Annotated in this window: 14 protein-coding genes and 1 tRNA gene; 5 read left to right on the top strand and 10 right to left on the bottom strand. The window is 70.7% G+C overall.

Going from position 1 to position 17,296, the window contains the following annotated elements; all coding sequences use genetic code 11:
• Positions 1-216 precede the first annotated feature (216 nt).
• A complete protein-coding gene (locus AC5P1B_RS11610; RefSeq protein ID WP_493886750.1) occupies positions 217-1,491 on the top strand; it encodes an amidohydrolase family protein in 1,275 nt (424 codons plus the stop codon).
• 272 nt (positions 1,492-1,763) lie between these two features.
• Here AC5P1B_RS11610 and AC5P1B_RS11605 read toward each other — a convergent pair whose 3' ends face one another.
• Positions 1,764-2,723 carry a hypothetical protein gene (locus tag AC5P1B_RS11605; RefSeq protein ID WP_493886748.1) on the bottom strand — a complete coding sequence of 320 codons (960 nt, stop codon included), beginning with the start codon at positions 2,721-2,723 and terminating at the stop codon, positions 1,764-1,766.
• 525 nt (positions 2,724-3,248) lie between these two features.
• On the opposite strand from AC5P1B_RS11605, the gene AC5P1B_RS11600 reads away from it, so the two are divergent.
• The 3 genes from AC5P1B_RS11600 (at position 3,249) to AC5P1B_RS11590 (ending at position 6,158) form a co-directional block, all read left to right on the top strand.
• Positions 3,249-3,911: an NAD(P)H-binding protein gene (locus tag AC5P1B_RS11600; protein WP_493886746.1), complete on the top strand. Its 663-nt coding sequence runs from the start codon at positions 3,249-3,251 to the stop codon at positions 3,909-3,911.
• 86 nt (positions 3,912-3,997) lie between these two features.
• Positions 3,998-5,305 (top strand): HNH endonuclease, encoded by a 1,308-nt coding sequence (locus AC5P1B_RS11595; protein WP_493886744.1) that lies wholly within the window; start codon positions 3,998-4,000, stop codon positions 5,303-5,305.
• Positions 5,306-5,411: 106 nt separating this feature from the next.
• The gene (locus tag AC5P1B_RS11590) at positions 5,412-6,158 is read left to right on the top strand and encodes a hypothetical protein (RefSeq protein ID WP_493886742.1); all 747 of its coding nucleotides are present in this window, start codon (positions 5,412-5,414) and stop codon (positions 6,156-6,158) included.
• Positions 6,159-6,307: 149 nt separating this feature from the next.
• Here AC5P1B_RS11590 and AC5P1B_RS11585 read toward each other — a convergent pair whose 3' ends face one another.
• The 3 genes from AC5P1B_RS11585 to AC5P1B_RS11575 all read right to left on the bottom strand — a co-directional run bounded on the left by AC5P1B_RS11585 (position 6,308) and on the right by AC5P1B_RS11575 (position 7,586).
• Entirely contained in the window at positions 6,308-6,700 is a 393-nt protein-coding gene (locus tag AC5P1B_RS11585; protein WP_493886740.1) for a DUF2267 domain-containing protein, read from the bottom strand.
• A 96-nt stretch (positions 6,701-6,796) separates the two neighbouring features.
• Positions 6,797-7,219, bottom strand: coding sequence for an Hsp20/alpha crystallin family protein (locus AC5P1B_RS11580; protein WP_493887007.1), 423 nt, complete (start codon positions 7,217-7,219; stop codon positions 6,797-6,799).
• A 285-nt stretch (positions 7,220-7,504) separates the two neighbouring features.
• Positions 7,505-7,586, bottom strand: a tRNA-Tyr gene (locus AC5P1B_RS11575).
• Between the two features lie 189 nt (positions 7,587-7,775).
• Between AC5P1B_RS11575 and AC5P1B_RS11570 the strand changes: the two genes are divergently transcribed.
• Complete coding sequence (locus tag AC5P1B_RS11570) at positions 7,776-8,264, top strand: YajQ family cyclic di-GMP-binding protein (protein ID WP_493886738.1); 489 nt, start codon at positions 7,776-7,778, stop codon at positions 8,262-8,264.
• A gap of 501 nt (positions 8,265-8,765) precedes the next feature.
• Here AC5P1B_RS11570 and AC5P1B_RS11565 read toward each other — a convergent pair.
• The 6 genes from AC5P1B_RS11565 to nuoK form a co-directional block, all read right to left on the bottom strand.
• The gene (locus AC5P1B_RS11565) at positions 8,766-9,158 is read right to left on the bottom strand and encodes a YccF domain-containing protein (RefSeq protein ID WP_493886736.1); all 393 of its coding nucleotides are present in this window, start codon (positions 9,156-9,158) and stop codon (positions 8,766-8,768) included.
• A gap of 3 nt (positions 9,159-9,161) precedes the next feature.
• A complete protein-coding gene (htpX, locus tag AC5P1B_RS11560; protein WP_493886733.1) occupies positions 9,162-10,019 on the bottom strand; it encodes a zinc metalloprotease HtpX in 858 nt (285 codons plus the stop codon).
• 664 nt (positions 10,020-10,683) lie between these two features.
• Positions 10,684-12,453, bottom strand: a complete 1,770-nt coding sequence (locus AC5P1B_RS11555) for an NADH-quinone oxidoreductase subunit N (protein ID WP_493886731.1) — start codon at positions 12,451-12,453, stop codon at positions 10,684-10,686.
• The gene (locus tag AC5P1B_RS11550) at positions 12,453-14,288 is read right to left on the bottom strand and encodes a complex I subunit 4 family protein (RefSeq protein WP_493887006.1); all 1,836 of its coding nucleotides are present in this window, start codon (positions 14,286-14,288) and stop codon (positions 12,453-12,455) included. The genes AC5P1B_RS11555 and AC5P1B_RS11550 overlap by 1 nt, the downstream gene beginning before the upstream one ends.
• A 230-nt stretch (positions 14,289-14,518) precedes the next feature.
• The gene (locus AC5P1B_RS11545; protein WP_493886729.1) at positions 14,519-16,561 is read right to left on the bottom strand and encodes an NADH-quinone oxidoreductase subunit 5 family protein; all 2,043 of its coding nucleotides are present in this window, start codon (positions 16,559-16,561) and stop codon (positions 14,519-14,521) included.
• On the bottom strand, positions 16,558-16,944 hold the full coding sequence (gene nuoK, locus AC5P1B_RS11540; RefSeq protein ID WP_493886727.1) for an NADH-quinone oxidoreductase subunit NuoK: 387 nt from the start codon (positions 16,942-16,944) through the stop codon (positions 16,558-16,560). The genes AC5P1B_RS11545 and nuoK overlap by 4 nt, the downstream gene beginning before the upstream one ends.
• Positions 16,945-17,296: the final 352 nt, after the last annotated feature.

Raw genomic sequence — 17,296 nt, 5'->3', positions numbered from 1 at the left:
CCACCGCGCCACCCCGCCATCGGAGGCCCCACGGCCCCCAAAGGCCCGGCATCCCCTCCTTGCCCCATTCCCCCCATTCCCCATCCCCCGTCTCCGCCTTCCCGCCCCCGACACGCCGCACCGCCCGGCCCGGCCCCACTCCGGACAGCCGCTCGGAACACGCCACGCCCCTCCTCCCCCCATCCCCCCGCAGTTCTCGCCACTCCCAGGAGCGCGATGCCCGACAGCCAGCCGCAGCAGCCCCCCAAGAACGACGGCTCGGCGCCCGACACGGCCGCGCTGCTGCTCAGTGGTGCCCGGCTCGCCGACGGCCGCACCGTCGATGTGCGGCTCAGCGGCGGGCGCGTCGAAGCGGTCGGCACGGCAGGCAGCCTCGCCCCCGGAACCCGCGTGGACCTCAGCGGCTATCTGCTGCTGCCCGCACCGACCGAACCGCACGGCCACTACGACACCGCCCTCAGCGCCGAGATGGAAGGCCCCGTCCCGCACGCCCCCGACGACATCCAGCGCCGTACGACCGAGGCGGCCCTGCTGCAACTCGGACATGGCGCCACGTCCGTACGCACCCACGTACGCATCGGTGACGTCGCCGGCCTGCGCGCGCTGGAGGCCGTGCTGCACGCCCGGCGGACGCTACGCGGGCTCACCGACCTGGCCGCCGTCGCCGTGCCGCGCACACTGACCGGTGTGGCGGGCGCGGACGGCCTCGCGATGCTCCGGGACGCGGTGAAGATGGGCGCGTCCGTGATCGGCGGCTGCCCGGATCTCGATCCCGATCCCACGGGCTATGCGGAGGCCGTGATCGGCACCGCCGCCGAGCACGGGTGCGCGGTCGACCTGCATCTGGACGGTGATGATCCGGCGTTTCTGGCGCGGTTCGCCGCGATGGCGGGCGGGCTGCGGCCGGGCGTCGCGCTCAGCCCCTGCGCGGGGCTCTCCCGGCTGCCCCGCCAGCTGGCCACCCGGGCCGCCGATCAGCTGGCCGCTGCGGAAATCACGGTCATCTGCCTGCCGCAGGCAGAGTGCGGCGCACTGGAGGAACGGCGAGCGCGTGTCTCGCAGTGCGCGCCGGTGCGGCTGTTGCGCGCGGCGGGCGTACGGGTCGCCGCCGGGAGCGGCGCACTCCGCGACACGACCAACCCGGTGGGCCGCGGTGACCCGCTGGAGGCGGCCTTCCTGCTCGCCTCGCGCGAGGGGCTGCCCGCCGACGAGGCGTACGAGACGATCAGCAGCCAGGCACGAGCGGCGATGGGGCTGCCGGAGGTGCGGGTGGAGGCCGGGTTCCCGGCGGAATTGCTGGCCGTACGCGGGGACACCACCGGGGGCATCCTGTCCCTCGCGTACAGCCGCGTCGTCGTGCACCGGGGGCGGGTGGTGGCCCGCACGAGCGCGGTACGCGAGTACTGCGACTCGGCCGCCGCCGTAGCGCTCGACCTGCCGCGCCAGTCCCGCGCGGCGAAGGACAACCGGCAGCATCCGCCACGAACCTGACGACGGCCCACCGAAACGGGCGGGACGCGGACAGGAAGGGCGGTCGATGCGCGGACACAGGGACGGACACAGGGACGGACGCAGGGGCGGGCCCGGGGTACGAGCGGAGGGGCGGGCGCCGCGATACGGACGGAGGGGCGGGCGGGGGCGTGATGCCCACTCGCCCGCCCCTCCTCCGAGCGCCACCGACGCACGTCAACTGACCGCGAGCCGTGGCCGCCGGCGACAGCCGACCACGGGAGTCAGCACGCCCCGCTGATGAACGGAACCGGTTAGCCGAGGGCCGAGTAGCCCACGCTGTCGTCGGTGGCCTGGTCCTCCATGCCCATGCCGCCGGGCTTCAGCGACGCGAGGCCCATCATCAGCTCTTCGAGATCGACCTTCGTGGCACCCGCCGGAGCGGCGACGTCGCCGGGCGTGCCGAACGCCAGCTCAACCGGCATCTTCTGGCCGCCCTTGAAGCCCTTGAGCTTCTTCTTCAGCTCCTTGTCGAACTGCGCCACATCCACCGATGCCCCGCTGAGCGCACCATTCTTCAGGGCGAAGTCGACGGTGACCTTCTTGTTGGGCAGTTCGTTGAGTTCCTTGTCGGTCGGCAGGTCCTTGCTGCCGCCAGGCAGCTCGTCAGCGACCGGCCGCATGCCCTTGACGAGGGCCGTCACCAGGGGCCGGATGGGCGCGGTGGCCAGCACATGGTCCGCTCCGTCGCGGCGCCCGGCGTCCTTGGTCGTGACGTTGCTGGAGAAGGCGCTCTTGAACGACGCCAGAAGCTTCTTGCTGCTCTCGGCACCGAGCGTCGGCTGCGCCGCGGACTCCGAGCCGCCCTTCTCCCGCATGTCCTTCTGGAGCTTCTCCAGCTCGGTCATGTCGACCTTGATCCAGTCACCTGCGATGATCTTCTTGGCGGACTCGAAGCCGTCCGGGATCTGCGCCGCCAGCTGTTCCGCGGGAGGCATGGTCTCGCCGCCGATTTTGGCCAGCTGCTCCATGTCCAGCCGGAAGTAGGCCGCATCGCCCACGCTTCGGTACTCAACGACGTCGCCGTCCGGACCGGCTATCTTGAGCTGACTGCTGATCAAATCCTTGTCATCGGATTCCAGCAGCGGCTTCTTGGACTTCGCCGAGAACGACACCCGCATCTTCGACATGAACTCCGCCGCCTCGGGCGGCATGGGGTCATCGCCGTCGGACGCGAGGGCGAGCAGTTGATCAGCGGAGGCGCCGAGGCTCATCTCGATGGAGAACGAGTCCTGCTCGCCAAGCTTGTCGGCGGCACGCGAAAGGCGCTGCCCGGCGGAAAGGTCCTCCTCGGTTCCGCAGGCGGTGGAGCCAGCGGCGAGGGCGACGGTGCAGCCGACGGCGACCAGGGATTTACGTATGGCAGTAATTTCAGGCTCCTCATGCGCGGCGGCGCGAGCGAGGACCTCTCCCCGCGCTCTCCTTGATCACAACGTGAACCACAACGTGGATCACCAAAGCACTCCGACAGCGAGGGGCATACCAATTTCCACCACCCCGCGCCCGCTGCAGGCGTACTGACACGGCGTGATACGGACATACCGGCGTACCGGCGCACTGGCATCCACGCGGCGCGTCCGGACCGGGCATCCGAACGTAAGACACCGATCCCGCACACGTTCTGCCGTACATAACCGTACATCGCCGCATATCTGCCATACAGCGGACTCATCGAAGACAGATAAGAGACGCGTGAGTGGCTCTCAAGGTTGCACGGCGTCACGGCGTACGGTCGAGGAATGCGCATTGTCATCGCTGGTGGACATGGTCAGATCGCGCTGCGGCTGGAGCGACTGCTCGCCGAGCGCGGAGACGAGGTCGCGGGCATCATCCGCAGGCCGGAGCAGGCGGGCGACCTGCTGGCAGCAGGCGCCGAGCCGGTCGTCTGCGACCTGGAAACGGCGTCTGCCGCAGCCGTCGCCCAGCATCTGGAGAGCGCCGACGCGGCCGTCTTCGCGGCGGGCGCGGGCCCCGGCAGCGGCACAGAACGCAAGCAGTCGGTCGACCACGCGGCGGCGGTCCTGTTCGCCGACGCCGCCGAGGCCGCCGGCGTCCGCCGCATGCTGATCGTCTCTTCGATGGGCGCCGACCGCGAGCCCCCGGAGGGCACGGACCCGGTGTTCGCCGCGTACCTCAGGGCGAAGGGCGCAGCGGACGCGAACGTACGGTCCCGCACCGCCCTCGACTGGACCATCCTGCGCCCCGGCCGCCTCACCGACGACCCCGGCACGGGCCTGGTGACCCTGGCCGAATCCACGGGCCGGGGCGACATCCCCCGCCAGGACGTGGCGGCGGTACTGGCCGCCCTGCTGGACGAGCCCGGCACAGCGGGCCGGACCTTGGAACTGATCAGCGGCACGACACCGGTAACGGCGGCGGTCAAGACGGCCGCCGCGACGTGAGCCCTGCGCCCCGCACTTGATCCGTGGGGGCGGGGCCGTCGGCCGGACTTGTCGTATCGTCACACCGCATCGCTACGCTCAGCCTTATGGGACTGGCAGAGGTCACCCGGGACGGCGTGATCGCCGCGATCCGCGAATGTGACGACCGGGGAAGAGACGTCTTTCTGCGGCATTACGGATTCAAGCAGGCACTGGCCTACGACCTGGTGTTCGAGGGCAGGCCGTACGACTCGAAGGCGATCGTGGGCGCCGCGCACCACCACTCGACGGGGGTGGCCCTCCGAGCCGGGGACTTCAGTGGCGGAGCGGCCACGGTGGCGCGTCGGCTTCAGGCGCTCGGTTTCACCGTCGAGAGGCGCGGCGCCCAAGTTCCCAAGGAAGAAAAGGACGAAGACGCCCAAGGCCCCGAGGACGAAGCAGAAATTATGGCCCTCGTCCCGCTGCGGCCCGCGGAACTGCTGACCAAGATCGAAGATCTGCATACGTATCGCCATCACGGGCAGGCGAGCCGCCACAAGTCGTTGTCGTTGCTGTGGACCATGGCCCGGGCCGTGAGCGGTGAGCCCCGGCTGAGCCCCTGGCATGTCTTCGAGCGGGAAGTCGGCCAGTTGCTGACCGCGTTCGGCCGACCCGATTCCCAGGTCACGCCGCACTATCCGTTCTGGCATCTACGCACCAGCGGGCTGTGGGAGATCCATGGCGTCCCGCTCGACTCCGGTTTCCACCCCAGTCCGACCGCATTGGCGAAGGCTGACGCACATGCCGGGCTGACACTCGCCGCGGCGCGGCTCCTGCAAGACCCGTTGGTCCGCGCGCAGGCCATCGGCGTCCTCCGCGCCGTCCACCTCCACGACGTCGCAGACCAGGACGGTCTGCTTCAACACGTAGGGCTCGCCGGCTACGCGACAGCGAGCGGAGTTCTGGAGGACGACTCCGACGTACAGAGCGTGCTGGAAGACGCGGTGGCGGGGCAGCTGGGGCGCGCGGCAGAAGACGATGCCCAGCCCCCGGGCCAAGCGACCCGCAGGACGGCGATGACCTCGCGACTGGTCCGGGACGCCAACGCCGCGGCCCGGGTCAAGGCGCTGCACGAGCACCGGTGCCAAATATGCGACCAGCGGCTGGAGGCCCGCGTCGGCTACTACAGCGAAGCCGCGCACCTTCGCGGACTGGGACGGCCCCACGACGGTCCCGACGAGCTGGCCAACCTCCTCTGCCTGTGCCCGAACCACCACAGGCAATTCGACCTGCTGGCCATCTATATAGCCGCAGACGACACGGTGTGCCTCGCCCGTGACGGCTCCCCCATCGGGACCCTGCGCCGCCACCCGGACCATCCGATACGTGAGGAGCACATCCGCTACCACCGCAGTCTGACCGGCCACTTCCCGTGATCTGGACGGGCTCGTCCGGGCCCTGATGCCGCATCAGGGGGAGGTGCGGGGCACCTGCGGGGTATCCCTGATGAGCCGGCATCGTGCGGAGGACAGGCTGAGTCCCATGAAGCCCCAGACTCGTCGCCGCGTCACGGCGGCACTCGCGGCCGGTGCTGCCGCCGCTCTGATCGCCGGTACGGCAACGACCGCCACCGCGTCCACGCCGACGTCAGCAAGTCCCACGGCGTTCGACTTCGGAGACTGCCCGGAACTGCCCACGGGCGTCGATCCCGCGAAGTGGCGTTGTGAAGTCTTCACGTCCGAAAGCCACCTCAGGGTCGGCGCGCTGGACGTACCCGGCCTCGCTCCCATGACCATCACCAACGCCGAAGGCCCCTTGCCCGACGGCACCAAGGGCCAGGTGTTCGGCGCCCTGCGGGCCGCACCGACGCCGGTGAGCGGGGCCCCAGCACCGTTCCGCAAGGGTTTGCGGGTCCAGCCGCAGTACGCGGGCTTCTCGGACTTCTACTCGGACGGCAAGCACCGCGGGAAGCTGGACATGAAGTTGCGCCTGCTCCACCCGCTCCTGGGCAAGCACTGCACCATCGGCGCTGAGGCCGATGCGATGAAGATCCGTTTGATTCAGGACGGCGATACGGAATGGGTCTCCAAGAACCCGCCCGTCGTGAAGTTCAGTGCCTACGACGACTCGTTCACCGCCCCTCGTACGCACGGCTGCGGCCCCCTCGGCCGCCTCGTCGACAAGCGGCTGCGCCTGCCCGCCGCCTCGGGCGACAACAAGATCTCGCTGGCCGCCACGTACACGTACCGGACGTACGACCAACTGCCGGGCGCCGGGGAGCCGGAGTAGCCACACCCTTCTCACGCTGGCCGGGCACCCACGACGCCGGGGGCGGGCGCACCATAGCGGCGCGCCCGTCCCCGGCTGCGGGCTGTCGGCTGCGGGCTGCGGGCTGCGCAACCACGTAGCCGCCGCTCGGCAGTGGGTGGCGCTGGTGCTCAGGCCGCTTGGGGACGACCGAAGAGCAGGTCGTAGCCGGGGGGCAGCTGGAGCAGTACGCGCCGTAGCAACTCTTCCTCCGCGGCGTCGGCCACCACGCTCAAGACGGCGCTGACGTCCCACTTCGCGGTTTCGTCGGTGGCGCCGTCGATCCACGCGGCGGTGGCGCGGACGAACCGCTGCGGCCCGAGCGGTTCAACGGCCGGGAGCGGATCGAGGAGCACCAGCGCGCAGGTTTCCGGCAATCGAGCGGCCAGTTCGGCCCTCTCGGCCCCCACCAGATGGGCGCCGAGCAGCGCCAGCACCACGCGAACCGCCCGCTCGGCTTCCTGCGGTGAGGAGTACTTGCCCCGCTCCTGGACCGCCGCCAGGAACACGTCCCACTTCTTCATCACGATGACGGCTCCCCTGGTTCCCGGTTACGCCTGATTCGCGGTTACGGGGACGGGGCCCTGCGGACGCACCGGCCACGGGCCCCGCCCCGGGGCTCAGCTGCGGATCTCCTTCGGGGCGCTGCCGCCGCTGATGGCGATCTTGCGGGGCTTGGCCTGCTCGGCGACGGGGATGCGCAGCTTCAGGACACCGGCGTCGTACGACGCGTCGACGCGCTCGGTGTCGAGGGTCTCGCCAAGGAAGAGCTGGCGGCTGAAGGCTCCGGTCGGCCGCTCGCTGATCAGGACTTCCGCGTTCTCGCCCGCACTGGGACGACGCTCGGCCTTCACCGTCAGCACATTGCGCTCGACGTCGAGGTCGATCGTCTCGGGGCTCACACCGGGCAGGTCCAGCTCGACGACGAAAGTGTCACCATGCCGGAAGGCGTCCATCGGCATGGCCGCCGGCTTCGCCGCGGTGCCCAGCACCTGCTGCGTCAGCCGGTCGAACTCACGGAAGGGATCGGTCCGCATGAGCATCATCGGTCACTCCTTCTCCTGATGCGGGATGCACATGACGACAACACCTATATAGCTCACCGCAGCAAACTTGACAAGTAGCCGCTCAACTTAGTGGGTGACCTGCTGCGCCCCTCCGGCTGCGGCCCCCGCTGCGCAGCCCTGCGAGCCCAGAAACGACCGCGCCGACAGGCCGCCACCGAGGCGACCACACGCCTCTCCGCGACCCCGGCTCCCGGTCGTGCCCAACGCAACGAAGACGGCCCCCGACCTGCGTTTCCGCAGATCAGGGGCCGTTCCTTTGCGTGGCGGCGCCAGGATTCGAACCTGGGTAGGCTAAGCCGACGGATTTACAGTCCGTTCCCATTGGCCACTCGGGCACACCGCCTGGTGTTGTCGTCAGGTTTTTCGCCCCGCGCTCGGGGCTCCCTGGCAACGACGTAAACCTTACCTGATGCCGGGGGGTGGTTCGCCACCCGGTTGTTCGCCGCTGGACCGGGTCAGGGATGGCTAGGCTGGCGGCACGGTCCACCGGACCATACCCCTGACGGATCTACGTACGAGGAGCCAACTCAATATGGCCGACTCCAGTTTCGACATCGTCTCGAAGGTCGAGCGGCAGGAGGTCGACAACGCCCTCAACCAGGCCAGCCGGGAGATCTCCCAGCGCTACGACTTCAAGAACGTCGGTGCCTCGATCGAGTGGTCGGGCGAGCAGATCGAGATGCGCGCCAACTCCGAGGAGCGCGTCAAGGCGATCCTCGACGTCTTTGAGACCAAGCTGATCAAGCGGGGCATCTCGCTGAAGGCCCTGGACGCGGGCGAGCCGCAGGCGTCCGGCAAGGAATACAAGATCTCCGCCTCGCTGGAGGAGGGGATCTCGCAGGACAACGCGAAGAAGGTCGCCAAGATCATCCGCGATGAGGGGCCGAAGGGCGTCAAGGCGCAGGTGCAAGGCGATGAGCTGCGCGTCTCGTCGAAGAGCCGGGACGACCTCCAGGCCGTCCAGACCCTTCTCAAGGGCAAGGATCTCGACTTCGCCCTGCAGTTCGTGAACTACCGCTGACCCAGGCTCTCGGCTGCCGATGGAAGAACAAGCCCGCCGTCGGCAGCCGGGACCGTCGCGGTGTTCGCGAAAGCAGCGCGGTCGGTGCGCGCGGCGCCTTCCGAGGCTCCCGCCGCATCATGTGCCCCCGCCCGCTCGTCCGTACGACGCATGGGCGGCTCCTCAAACGCCGCCGTGTCCGCCCGTACGCGCCGTAGGCCGACCCCACACGCGCGTACGCGTCCCGCGCGACGCCCCGCGCATCCTCGTACGTGCCGCGTCGCGCCTGCATGGCACGCCGCGCCCGTCCACGCCTGCCCGCCGGAGCGCGTTCCGTGCCCGCACGCCGCATTCCCCGCCCGGACAGCGGGACGACACAGCGGGACGACGCTTCGGACAACGGACAACGGGCGCCGGGCAACGGGCAACGGAACGACAGCCATCGCCCCGGTCGTGGCCGCGTGAAGGGCCGAGAAGCCAGCGGCGCGCCATGTGCCCAGCCAGCCGCCGCCCACGGGGCGTTCAGCGGGTGGCGAAGGGGCGGTCCGTGGGGACGATGTCGCGGCCCAGTGGCATCAGGGAGACCGGGATCAGCTTGAAGTTCGCCACGCCGAGCGGGATGCCGATGATCGTGACGCAGAGCAGCAGGCCCGTGACGATGTGGCTGAGCGCCAGCCACCAGCCCGCCAGGATCAGCCACAGCACGTTTCCGACGCACGAGGGCGCGCCCGCGTCGCGGCGTTCCACCGTCGTATAGCCGAAGGGCCACAGGGCGTAGCGCGCTATGCGGAACGATGCGATGCCGAAGGGGATGCCGATGATCGTGACGCAGAGGATCAGACCCGCGAGCACGTAGGCGCAGGCCAGCCAGAAGCCGGACAGTACGAGCCAGATCAGGTTCAGGATGGTCTTCATGGGTCAGTGGCCTGCCAGCTTCTCAAGGCGGCTGATGCGCTCCGCCATGGGCGGGTGCGTGGAAAAAAGCCGCGCCATACCCGCGCCCGGCCGGAACGGGTTGGCGATCATCATATGGCTCGCTGTCTCCAGGCGGGGTTCGGGCGGCAGCGGCAGCGCCTTCGTGCCCGCTTCGAGCTTGCGCAGGGCGCTCGCCAGTGCCAGCGGGTCGCCGGTGAGCTGTGCGCCCGAGGCGTCCGCCTCGTACTCCCGGGACCGGCTGATGGCCAGCTGGATGACGGAGGCGGCGAGCGGCCCGAGGATCATGATCAGCAGCATGCCGACGAAGTTGGGGCCGTCATCGTCGTCGGAGCGGCCTATGGGAATCAGCCAGGCGAAGTGCACCAGGAACATCACCACGCTCGCCAGCGCACCCGCGATGGAGGAGATGAGGATGTCGCGGTTGTAGACATGGCTCAGCTCATGGCCGATGACGCCGCGCAGCTCGCGCTCGTTGAGCAGGCGCATGATGCCGTCCGTGCAGCAGACGGCCGCGTTGCGCGGGTTACGGCCGGTGGCGAAGGCGTTGGGGGCGTCGGTCGGCGAGATATAGAGGCGCGGCATGGGCTGGCGGGCGGCAGTGGAGAGCTCACGGACCATGCGGTAGAGCTGCGGCGCCTCGAACTCGCTCACGGGACGCGCGCGCATGGCGCGCAGGGCCAGCTTGTCGCTGTTCCAGTAGGCGTAGGCGTTCGTGCCGAGTGCCACGAACACAGCGATGATCAAGCCCGTCCGGCCGAACATCCCGCCGATGACGATGATGAGTGCGGACAGTCCCCCGAGGAGTACAGCGGTCTTGAGTCCATTGTGCCGGCGGTGCACGGTACGCCCTCCAAGTAATGCGGCAGGGGAACCCTTTCGCGGTTTCTCCAGCTTCCAGTGGACCCTCCCTCACTGGTCAACGCCAGATGAGAGGTCCAAGTTCCCTTGTGCCCGCCGCACGGCCGCCAGGCGAGCCGACACCGGTCCGGCCCTCTCCCAACCGGCTGGAACACCCGTACGCGGCCCTGAGCGGCGTGCCGGGACCCCTCGGGCCTCCCGCCTCGGTCGCCCGGCGCGCCTGGTCGGGGCTGGTTGACCCGAGCGGATGTGACCGTGGTCGGCGGCTGGTCATCGGGCTCCCGCTTACCCATCGCACACGCGGGCACACGGGCGCGTACGTACGCGGGGCGTGCGGGACGCGTAGGCACTCGGGGCACACGGGCGCGTATGCGCACGGGCACGCGGGCGCCGGGCAGCCGGGAGCCCGCCGGAGGCATGCCGGGCTGCCCGTACGCCCATGGCCAGACCAGGCCGCGGCGGGCTGCGACATTCGGCGCGTACGCCCGGCGCCGGAGCCCGCCACCCACGGCTGCGTGTCGGGCGGTCGGGAGGTCGGGAGGTCGGGCCAGCCTGCGGCAGCGCACCCGCGCGCCTTACGTCAGAGCCTTACGCCAGCGCAGCCTTACCTCAGGACGTCAGGGCGTCAGGGCGTCAGGGCGTTACGTCAGAGCAGAGTGCCGGAAGCGAACCGCAGGACGAGCTGCGGGGCGCCGGAGAGGGCGACGCCGACGATGACGGCGAGGGCGATACACGCGGCCAGCGGGGCCGGGACGCGGGGCCGTGTGTCCGTGTCCGGGCGGGATCGCGGCTGCCCGGCGGGCGCCGTCAGCGTAGAGGTCGCTTCGGCTTCCGCGGCCGCGCCCGCTCGTACGCCTGCTTCTCCGTCTGCTCGCGTGCCCGCGTGCGCGCCCGCTCGTACGTTCGCCCCAGCGCCCGGGGCCTGACCTGCCGCTGCCGGCTCCGGCCCACTCGCCGCCGCCGAAACCAGGGACGGTGCCGGGGCGCGGAAGAGGACCGCTGTCCACTGCAGGTAGTAGTAGAGCGCGATCACCACGTTGACGGCCATCACGACGGCGAGCCACCCGAGACCCGCGTCGACGACCGCCGAGAAGACGGTGACCTTGGCGAACAGGCCGATGATGCCCGGCGGCAGCCCGGCCAGGCAGAGCAGGAAGAAGCCGAGCGACAGGGCCGCCAGTGGGCGGGTGGCGTAGAGGCCGCGGTGGTCGGCGAGCCGGTCGGCGGTCGGCGGGGAGGCGGCGGGGTGCGCCCGCGCTGCCCCCTCGCCGCGAGCGGCGGCGGTCGGGAGCGCGACGAGGGCGACGACGGCGAAGGCGCCGAGGTTCACCGCCGCGTACATGAGCGCGTACGCCACGGTGGCGCCGATGGTGTGCGCGGCGTCGTCCGCGGAGTCCACGTAACCGGCTGCCGCGATCGGGACCAGGAGGTAGCCCGCCTGGCCGACGGAGGACCAGGCCAGCAGGCGTACGGCGCTGCGGGCCTGCTCGGGCCGCTGGCGCAGCGCGGCCACGTTCCCGATGGTCATGGTCAGCGCGGCGAGCACCGCCATGGCCGGGCCCCAGATGTCCGCGTAGGACGGGAAGGCCAGGACGGTCACCAGGATCAGACCGGTGAAGCCGACCGCCTTTCCGATGACCGAGAGGTACGCGGCCACCGGCAGCGGTGCCCCCACGTACGTCTCAGGGACCCAGAAGTGGAAGGGCACGGCCGCCGTCTTGAAGGCGAAGCCGATGAGGGTGAGGGCGACGCCCGCCTGGGCGAGCGTTTCCAGCTGCGGGTCGACGCGGGTGAGGCCGTCGGCGATCTCGGCGAAGTGCATGCTGCCGGTGGCCGCGTACACGAAGCTGACGCCCAGCAGGGTCACGGCGGTCGCCGTGACGGAGGAGAGAAAGAACTTCAGCGCCGCCTCGGACGAGCGCCGGTCGTCCCGGCGCAGGCCCACCAGCGCGAAGGCGGGGAGCGAGGTGACTTCGAGGGCGATGACGAGGGTCGCCAGGTCCCGGGAGGCGGGCATCAGCGCGGCTCCGGCGGCCGATGACAGCAGCAGGAACCAGTACTCCCCCGCCGGAAGCTTGAGCTCCGCCACGGCGTGCATGGACAGCAGCGCCGTCAGCAAGGCGCCGCCGATCACCAGAAGCTGGACGACGATCGCGAAGTCGTCGGCGACGTAACTGCACACGTCCGGTTCCGCGGAGAGGCAGAACGTCGTCCGGTCGCCGTCGAGCAGCGGCAGCAGGGACAGCCCCGCGACGGCGAGTCCGGCCACCGCGACCCAGCCGAGCAGCGGCTTGTGCCGCTCGGCCACGAACAGGTCGGCGACCAGGACGACGAGCCCGGCCACGGCGAGGATGGTGGGCGGGGCGATGGCGAGCCAGTCGACGGACTGGACGGCGCTCGCGGCGATGGTGGTCATCAGCTGCCGCCTCCGAGAAGGTGCTGCACGGCCGGGTCGGTCAGCCCGAGGAGGGCCGCCGGCCAGAGTCCGGCGAGGATGGTGAGGACGACGAGCGGGGTCCAGGCGGCCAGTTCGTACCCGCGGACATCCGCGATCTCGCTGTACGGCTGCGCATCACGGTCCGTCGCGTGGGTGGGAGCCGGGGCGGCGGTGGAGGTGGCGGAGGCAGCCGTACGGGAGGCTCCAGCGGCCGCGCCGGCGCCCACGGCGCCCGCGCCCGGCGCGCCGGAAGCCGACCCGGATTCGGCCTCGGCCACGGTCTCGGTGGGCGTGGTGTGCTCGCCCATGCAGACACGCCGTACGACCAGCAGCATGTACGCGGCCGTCAGCAGCGTGCCGAGCCCCGCGAGCGCCAGATAGGTCAGGAAGGCGGGACGGCTGAGCCCGTCGGCGGGTTCGAAGGCGCCGAACATGGCGAGCATCTCGCCCCAGAATCCGGCCAGCCCCGGCAGGCCGAGGGAGGCGACGGCGGCGAAGACGAGCAACCCGCCGAGCAGCGGCGCCTTGCCGTACAGCGCGGCGCCCGATGCCCGCACCCCACCGGCCATGCGGTCGAGATCCGTGCTGCCGTAACGGTCCTTGAGGGCTCCGACCAGGAAGAACAGCAGGCCTGTGATCAGGCCGTGCGCGATGTTGGCGAACAGCGCGCCGTTCACGCCGGTGGGCGTGAGGGTCGAGATGCCCAGCAGCACGAAGCCCATGTGCCCGACGGAGGAGTACGCGATGAGGCGCTTGAGGTCGCCCTTGGCGCCAGGGCGGACCAGAGCCAGGCAGGCGAGCGATCCGTAGATGATGCCGACGACGGCGAAGGCGGCGAGGTACGGGGCGAAGGTGTGCGCGCCGTCGGGGGCGATCGGCAGCACGATGCGTACGAACCCGTACGTGCCCATCTTCAGCAGCACGCCCGCCAGCAGGACCGACCCGACGGTCGGGGCGGCGGTGTGCGCGTCGGGCAGCCAGCTGTGCAGCGGCCACATCGGGGTCTTGACGGCCAGTCCGACGCCGATCGCGAGGACGGCGATGAGCTGGGTGGTGTGGCTGAGCCCGGAGCCGTTGTCAGAGGCGAGTGCCACCATGTCGAAGGTGCCGCCCTTGATCCCGATGAGGAGGAGACCGAGCAGCATGACGACGGAGCCGAGCAGCGTGTAGAGGATGAACTTCCAGGCGGCGCGCTCACGCCCGGTCGCGGGCTGGCCGCCGCCCTGGACGCCAACGCCAACGCCAAGTCCATCGCTTTGGTGGTCTGCGTCTTGATCCTCGCCCTTGGCCGGGGCCGGGATGCCGGGCGCCGTGCCTTCCGAGCCGCCCCAGCGGGCGATCAGGAAGTACATCGGGATCAGGACCATCTCGAACGCCAGGAAGAACAGGATCAGGTCGAGGACGGCGAACGTGGCGAGGGTGCCGGCCTCCAGCACGAGGAGCAGCGAGACGAACGCCATCGGGGACGGGCCCGCCGGCATCTTGAAGTAGCTGTACAGCGCGCAGAGGAAGGTGAGCAGCGCGGTCATGACGAGCAGCGGAAGCGATACGCCGTCGACGCCGAGGTGGATACGGATATCCAGCGCGGGAATCCAGCTGATGTCCGTGGTCGCCTGCATCGACGCCGGTCGGTCGTGGTCGAAGCCCGCCGCCAGCGCGATCGACAGCGCGAGGATCAGTCCGGTGACGGTGACGCCGTGCCTGAGCACCGCTTGGTCGGGGCTGCGTCCGCGCAGCCCGGGCGGAGCGGGCAGCAGCGCGGCGACGGCGCCGATCAGCGGGAGGACGACGATGGCCGCGAGGAGGAGTTGCATAGCGGTCTGACTCACCTCGGGCTCCTCGGGGTGTCGGCCGCGAGGCACGCGGCCCAGGTAATCGCGGCCCGGCAGCCGGGGGCCGCCGTCCGGGCAGGGGCGGGCGAGGTCCGGCTTGGGGTGGCGGTCGGCACTGGTCGGCCTGGTTCACGAAGCGCCCCGTGGCGCGCTCGGGAACGGGAGTGGGAACGTGCTCGGTGGGGTGTTGCTCTGAGGGTGTCGGGCACGGTTCAGCCTCCCGTCGCGGCGAGGACGACGGCGACGACCAGCACAAGGGTCCCCGCCAGCAGGGCGCTCAGATACGTCTGGACGTTGCCCGTCTGCGCTCGGCGGGCAGCCGTGCCCAGGAGCCGGGGTGCGGTGCCCGCGCCGCGTACGTACGTGTCGACCACTTCCCGGTCCAGGAAGCGGACGAGCCGGGCAGCGGCGCGTACGGGCCGGACGAACAGGGCCCCGTAGACGGCGTCCAGATGGAAACCGACCGCGGCGTGCCGGTGTACGGGGCCGAGCAGCAGCCTTCCCTGGTCGGCCGGGTCATCGGCGGAGGCGATGCTTCCGTACACAGGTTCGTGGCTGGCGATGGCCTCCGCCTCGGACACGGCGGGCTCCGCTTGCGGGTGTGCCGCGACCGCGCCGATGGGCGACCGGGCGGCGAGTGCCGTGGTGTGCCGCCAGGACGCGTAGGTGACCAACCCGCCGACGAGGGCAAGGCCGGTCCCGAGGACGGAGGTGGTGAGGGTCGGGCTGAGTGAGTGGTCGTCGAACCAGTCAGGGAGGACGCCGACGGCCAGCCCGAGCCCGGCGGCGGGGATGAACAGCACCCACAGCACGGCGTTCATGACGAGAGGCTGCTTGCCGTGGTCGGGGGCCTCGGTGCCGCTGCCATGGAAGGTGAGGAGCCACAGCCGGGCCGCGTAGCCGGCGGTGAGCAGCGCGGTGAACAGCCCGGCGATCAGTACGGTCCAGCCGACCGCGCCGGGGATGTCGTACGCGTGCTCCGGCGCGCCGTGCCCGGTGGCGACGGACTCCGCCGCACCGAGAACGGCTTCCTTGGAGAAGAAGCCCGCGAACGGCGGGATCGCGGCGAGGGCGAGCAGGGCGACGGTCATCGTCCAGTACGCGTCGGGGATGCGCTTGGCGAGGCCGCTCATGCGGGACATCGCGGCGAGCGAGTTCGTGCCGGCCGCGTGGATGATCACGCCCGCGCCGAGGAAGAGGAGCGCCTTGAACGCGCCGTGCGCCAGCAGGTGGAAGATGGCCGCCCCGCGGTCGCCGACGGCGAGGGCACCGGTCATGTAGCCGAGCTGCCCGACGGTCGAATAGGCGAGGACGCGTTTGATGTCGTCCTGCGCCAGCGCGGCGAGCGCGGAACCCACCATGGTCGCCGCGGCCATGATCGCGAGCACGGTCAGCGTGACGGCGGACGCGGCGAAGACGGGCAGCAGCCGGGCGACGAAGTAGACGCCCGCCGCGACCATCGTGGCCGCGTGGATCAGCGCGGAGACCGGGGTGGGGCCCGCCATCGCGTCCGGCAGCCAGGTGTGCAGCGGGAACTGGGCCGACTTGCCCGCGACTCCCGCCAGCAGCAACAGGCCGATGACGGTCGGGTGGTCGAGGTGGAAGCCAGCGCCTTCGGGCCCGTGCGCGCCTCCGGCGGCGGCGGTGAGACCGGTGTAGATCTCGCTGATCCTGAACGTTCCGGCGTCGGACGCGAGCGCGAAGATGCCGATGAGGAACGGCACATCACCGAGCTTGGTGACCAGGAAAGCCTTGATCGAGGCGGCGCGCGCCGCCGCCGTCTCCCAGTAGTGGCCGACGAGGAAGTACGAGCAGATGCCCATGACTTCCCACCCGACGAGCAGCACGATCAGGTCGTCCGCGTAGACGACCAGCAGCATCGCGGAGGTGAAGAGCGAGACGAGCGCGGCATACGAGGGGTAGCGCGGGTCGTCGTGCAGATAGCCGGTCGAGTAGATCTGCACGCAGCACGCGACGACACCGACGAGCACGGCGACGAGCGACGCGAAGCCGTCGATGTGCAGCGCGAGGTCGATCGGGATGGAGCCGGTGTCGGTGTACCGGGTCGACGCGGTGACCGGCCCGTCCCCGCCCTGCCGTACGGCGACGACGACCGCGAGCACGGCGGCGGCGACGGTCGGCAGCACGGCGAGCGGCCGCACGAGCCCCGGGGCCCTGCGGCCGCAAAGGAGACCGGCGACGGCGCCGAGGAAGGGCAGGAGGGGGACGAGGACGGCGGTGGTCGTGGTCGTCACGCGGCGGCCTCTCCGCTGGTCAGACGCTCGGCGGCGGCATTGTCAGTGGTGGCTGCCATGCTGTCGTCAGAGGGTGGGGAGTCGGCGAGATCGCGGAGCTTGTCGACATCGGAGGTGCCGCGGTTGCGGTACACGAGCAGCACGATGGCAAGGCCGATGCCGATCTCAGCGGCGGCGACGGCAATGATGAAGAGGGTGAGCGCCTGGCCCGCGTGGAGCGTGTCGCGGAGCCAGACGTCGAAGGCGACCAGGTTGAGGTTGACGGCGTTGAGCATCAGCTCGACGGACATCAGGACCAGGATCGCGTTGCGCCGGGCGAGCACGCCGTACAGGCCGACGCAGAAGAGGAGGACGGCGAGCACAGCGGGATAGACGAGGTGCATCAGCTCTTGTCCTCCCCGGGGGTGCCCTCGGCGGTGCCGCCTCGGCTGGAGCTGGGATCAGTGGAGTCGGCTCGGGTGGAGCCTTCTTGGGTGGAGTCGGCTCGGGTGCGGGTGGAGTCGGCCGCGGTGGGGCCGGTTCGCACGGTGGGGCCGGCTTGGGTGGTGGTGTCGCTCGTGGCTCGCGTGGCCGACGGCGCTGGGGTTGTCGTCGCCCTGCCCGCCGTCGCCTCGCCTGCCGTCGCCCTGTCGGCCGTCACTCGTCCTGTCCCGCCTGACGTGGCAGACCTGTCCGAGCGGCCGGACCTGCCCGAGAAGACTGTCGCGGTGGAGTTCCGGCGCCTGGCCGCACCGG

This window comes from Streptomyces sp. A01, from assembly GCF_059026195.1.
Note: the sequence above shows the minus strand (reverse complement) of the source record. Positions and strands in the feature narration are given on the sequence as shown.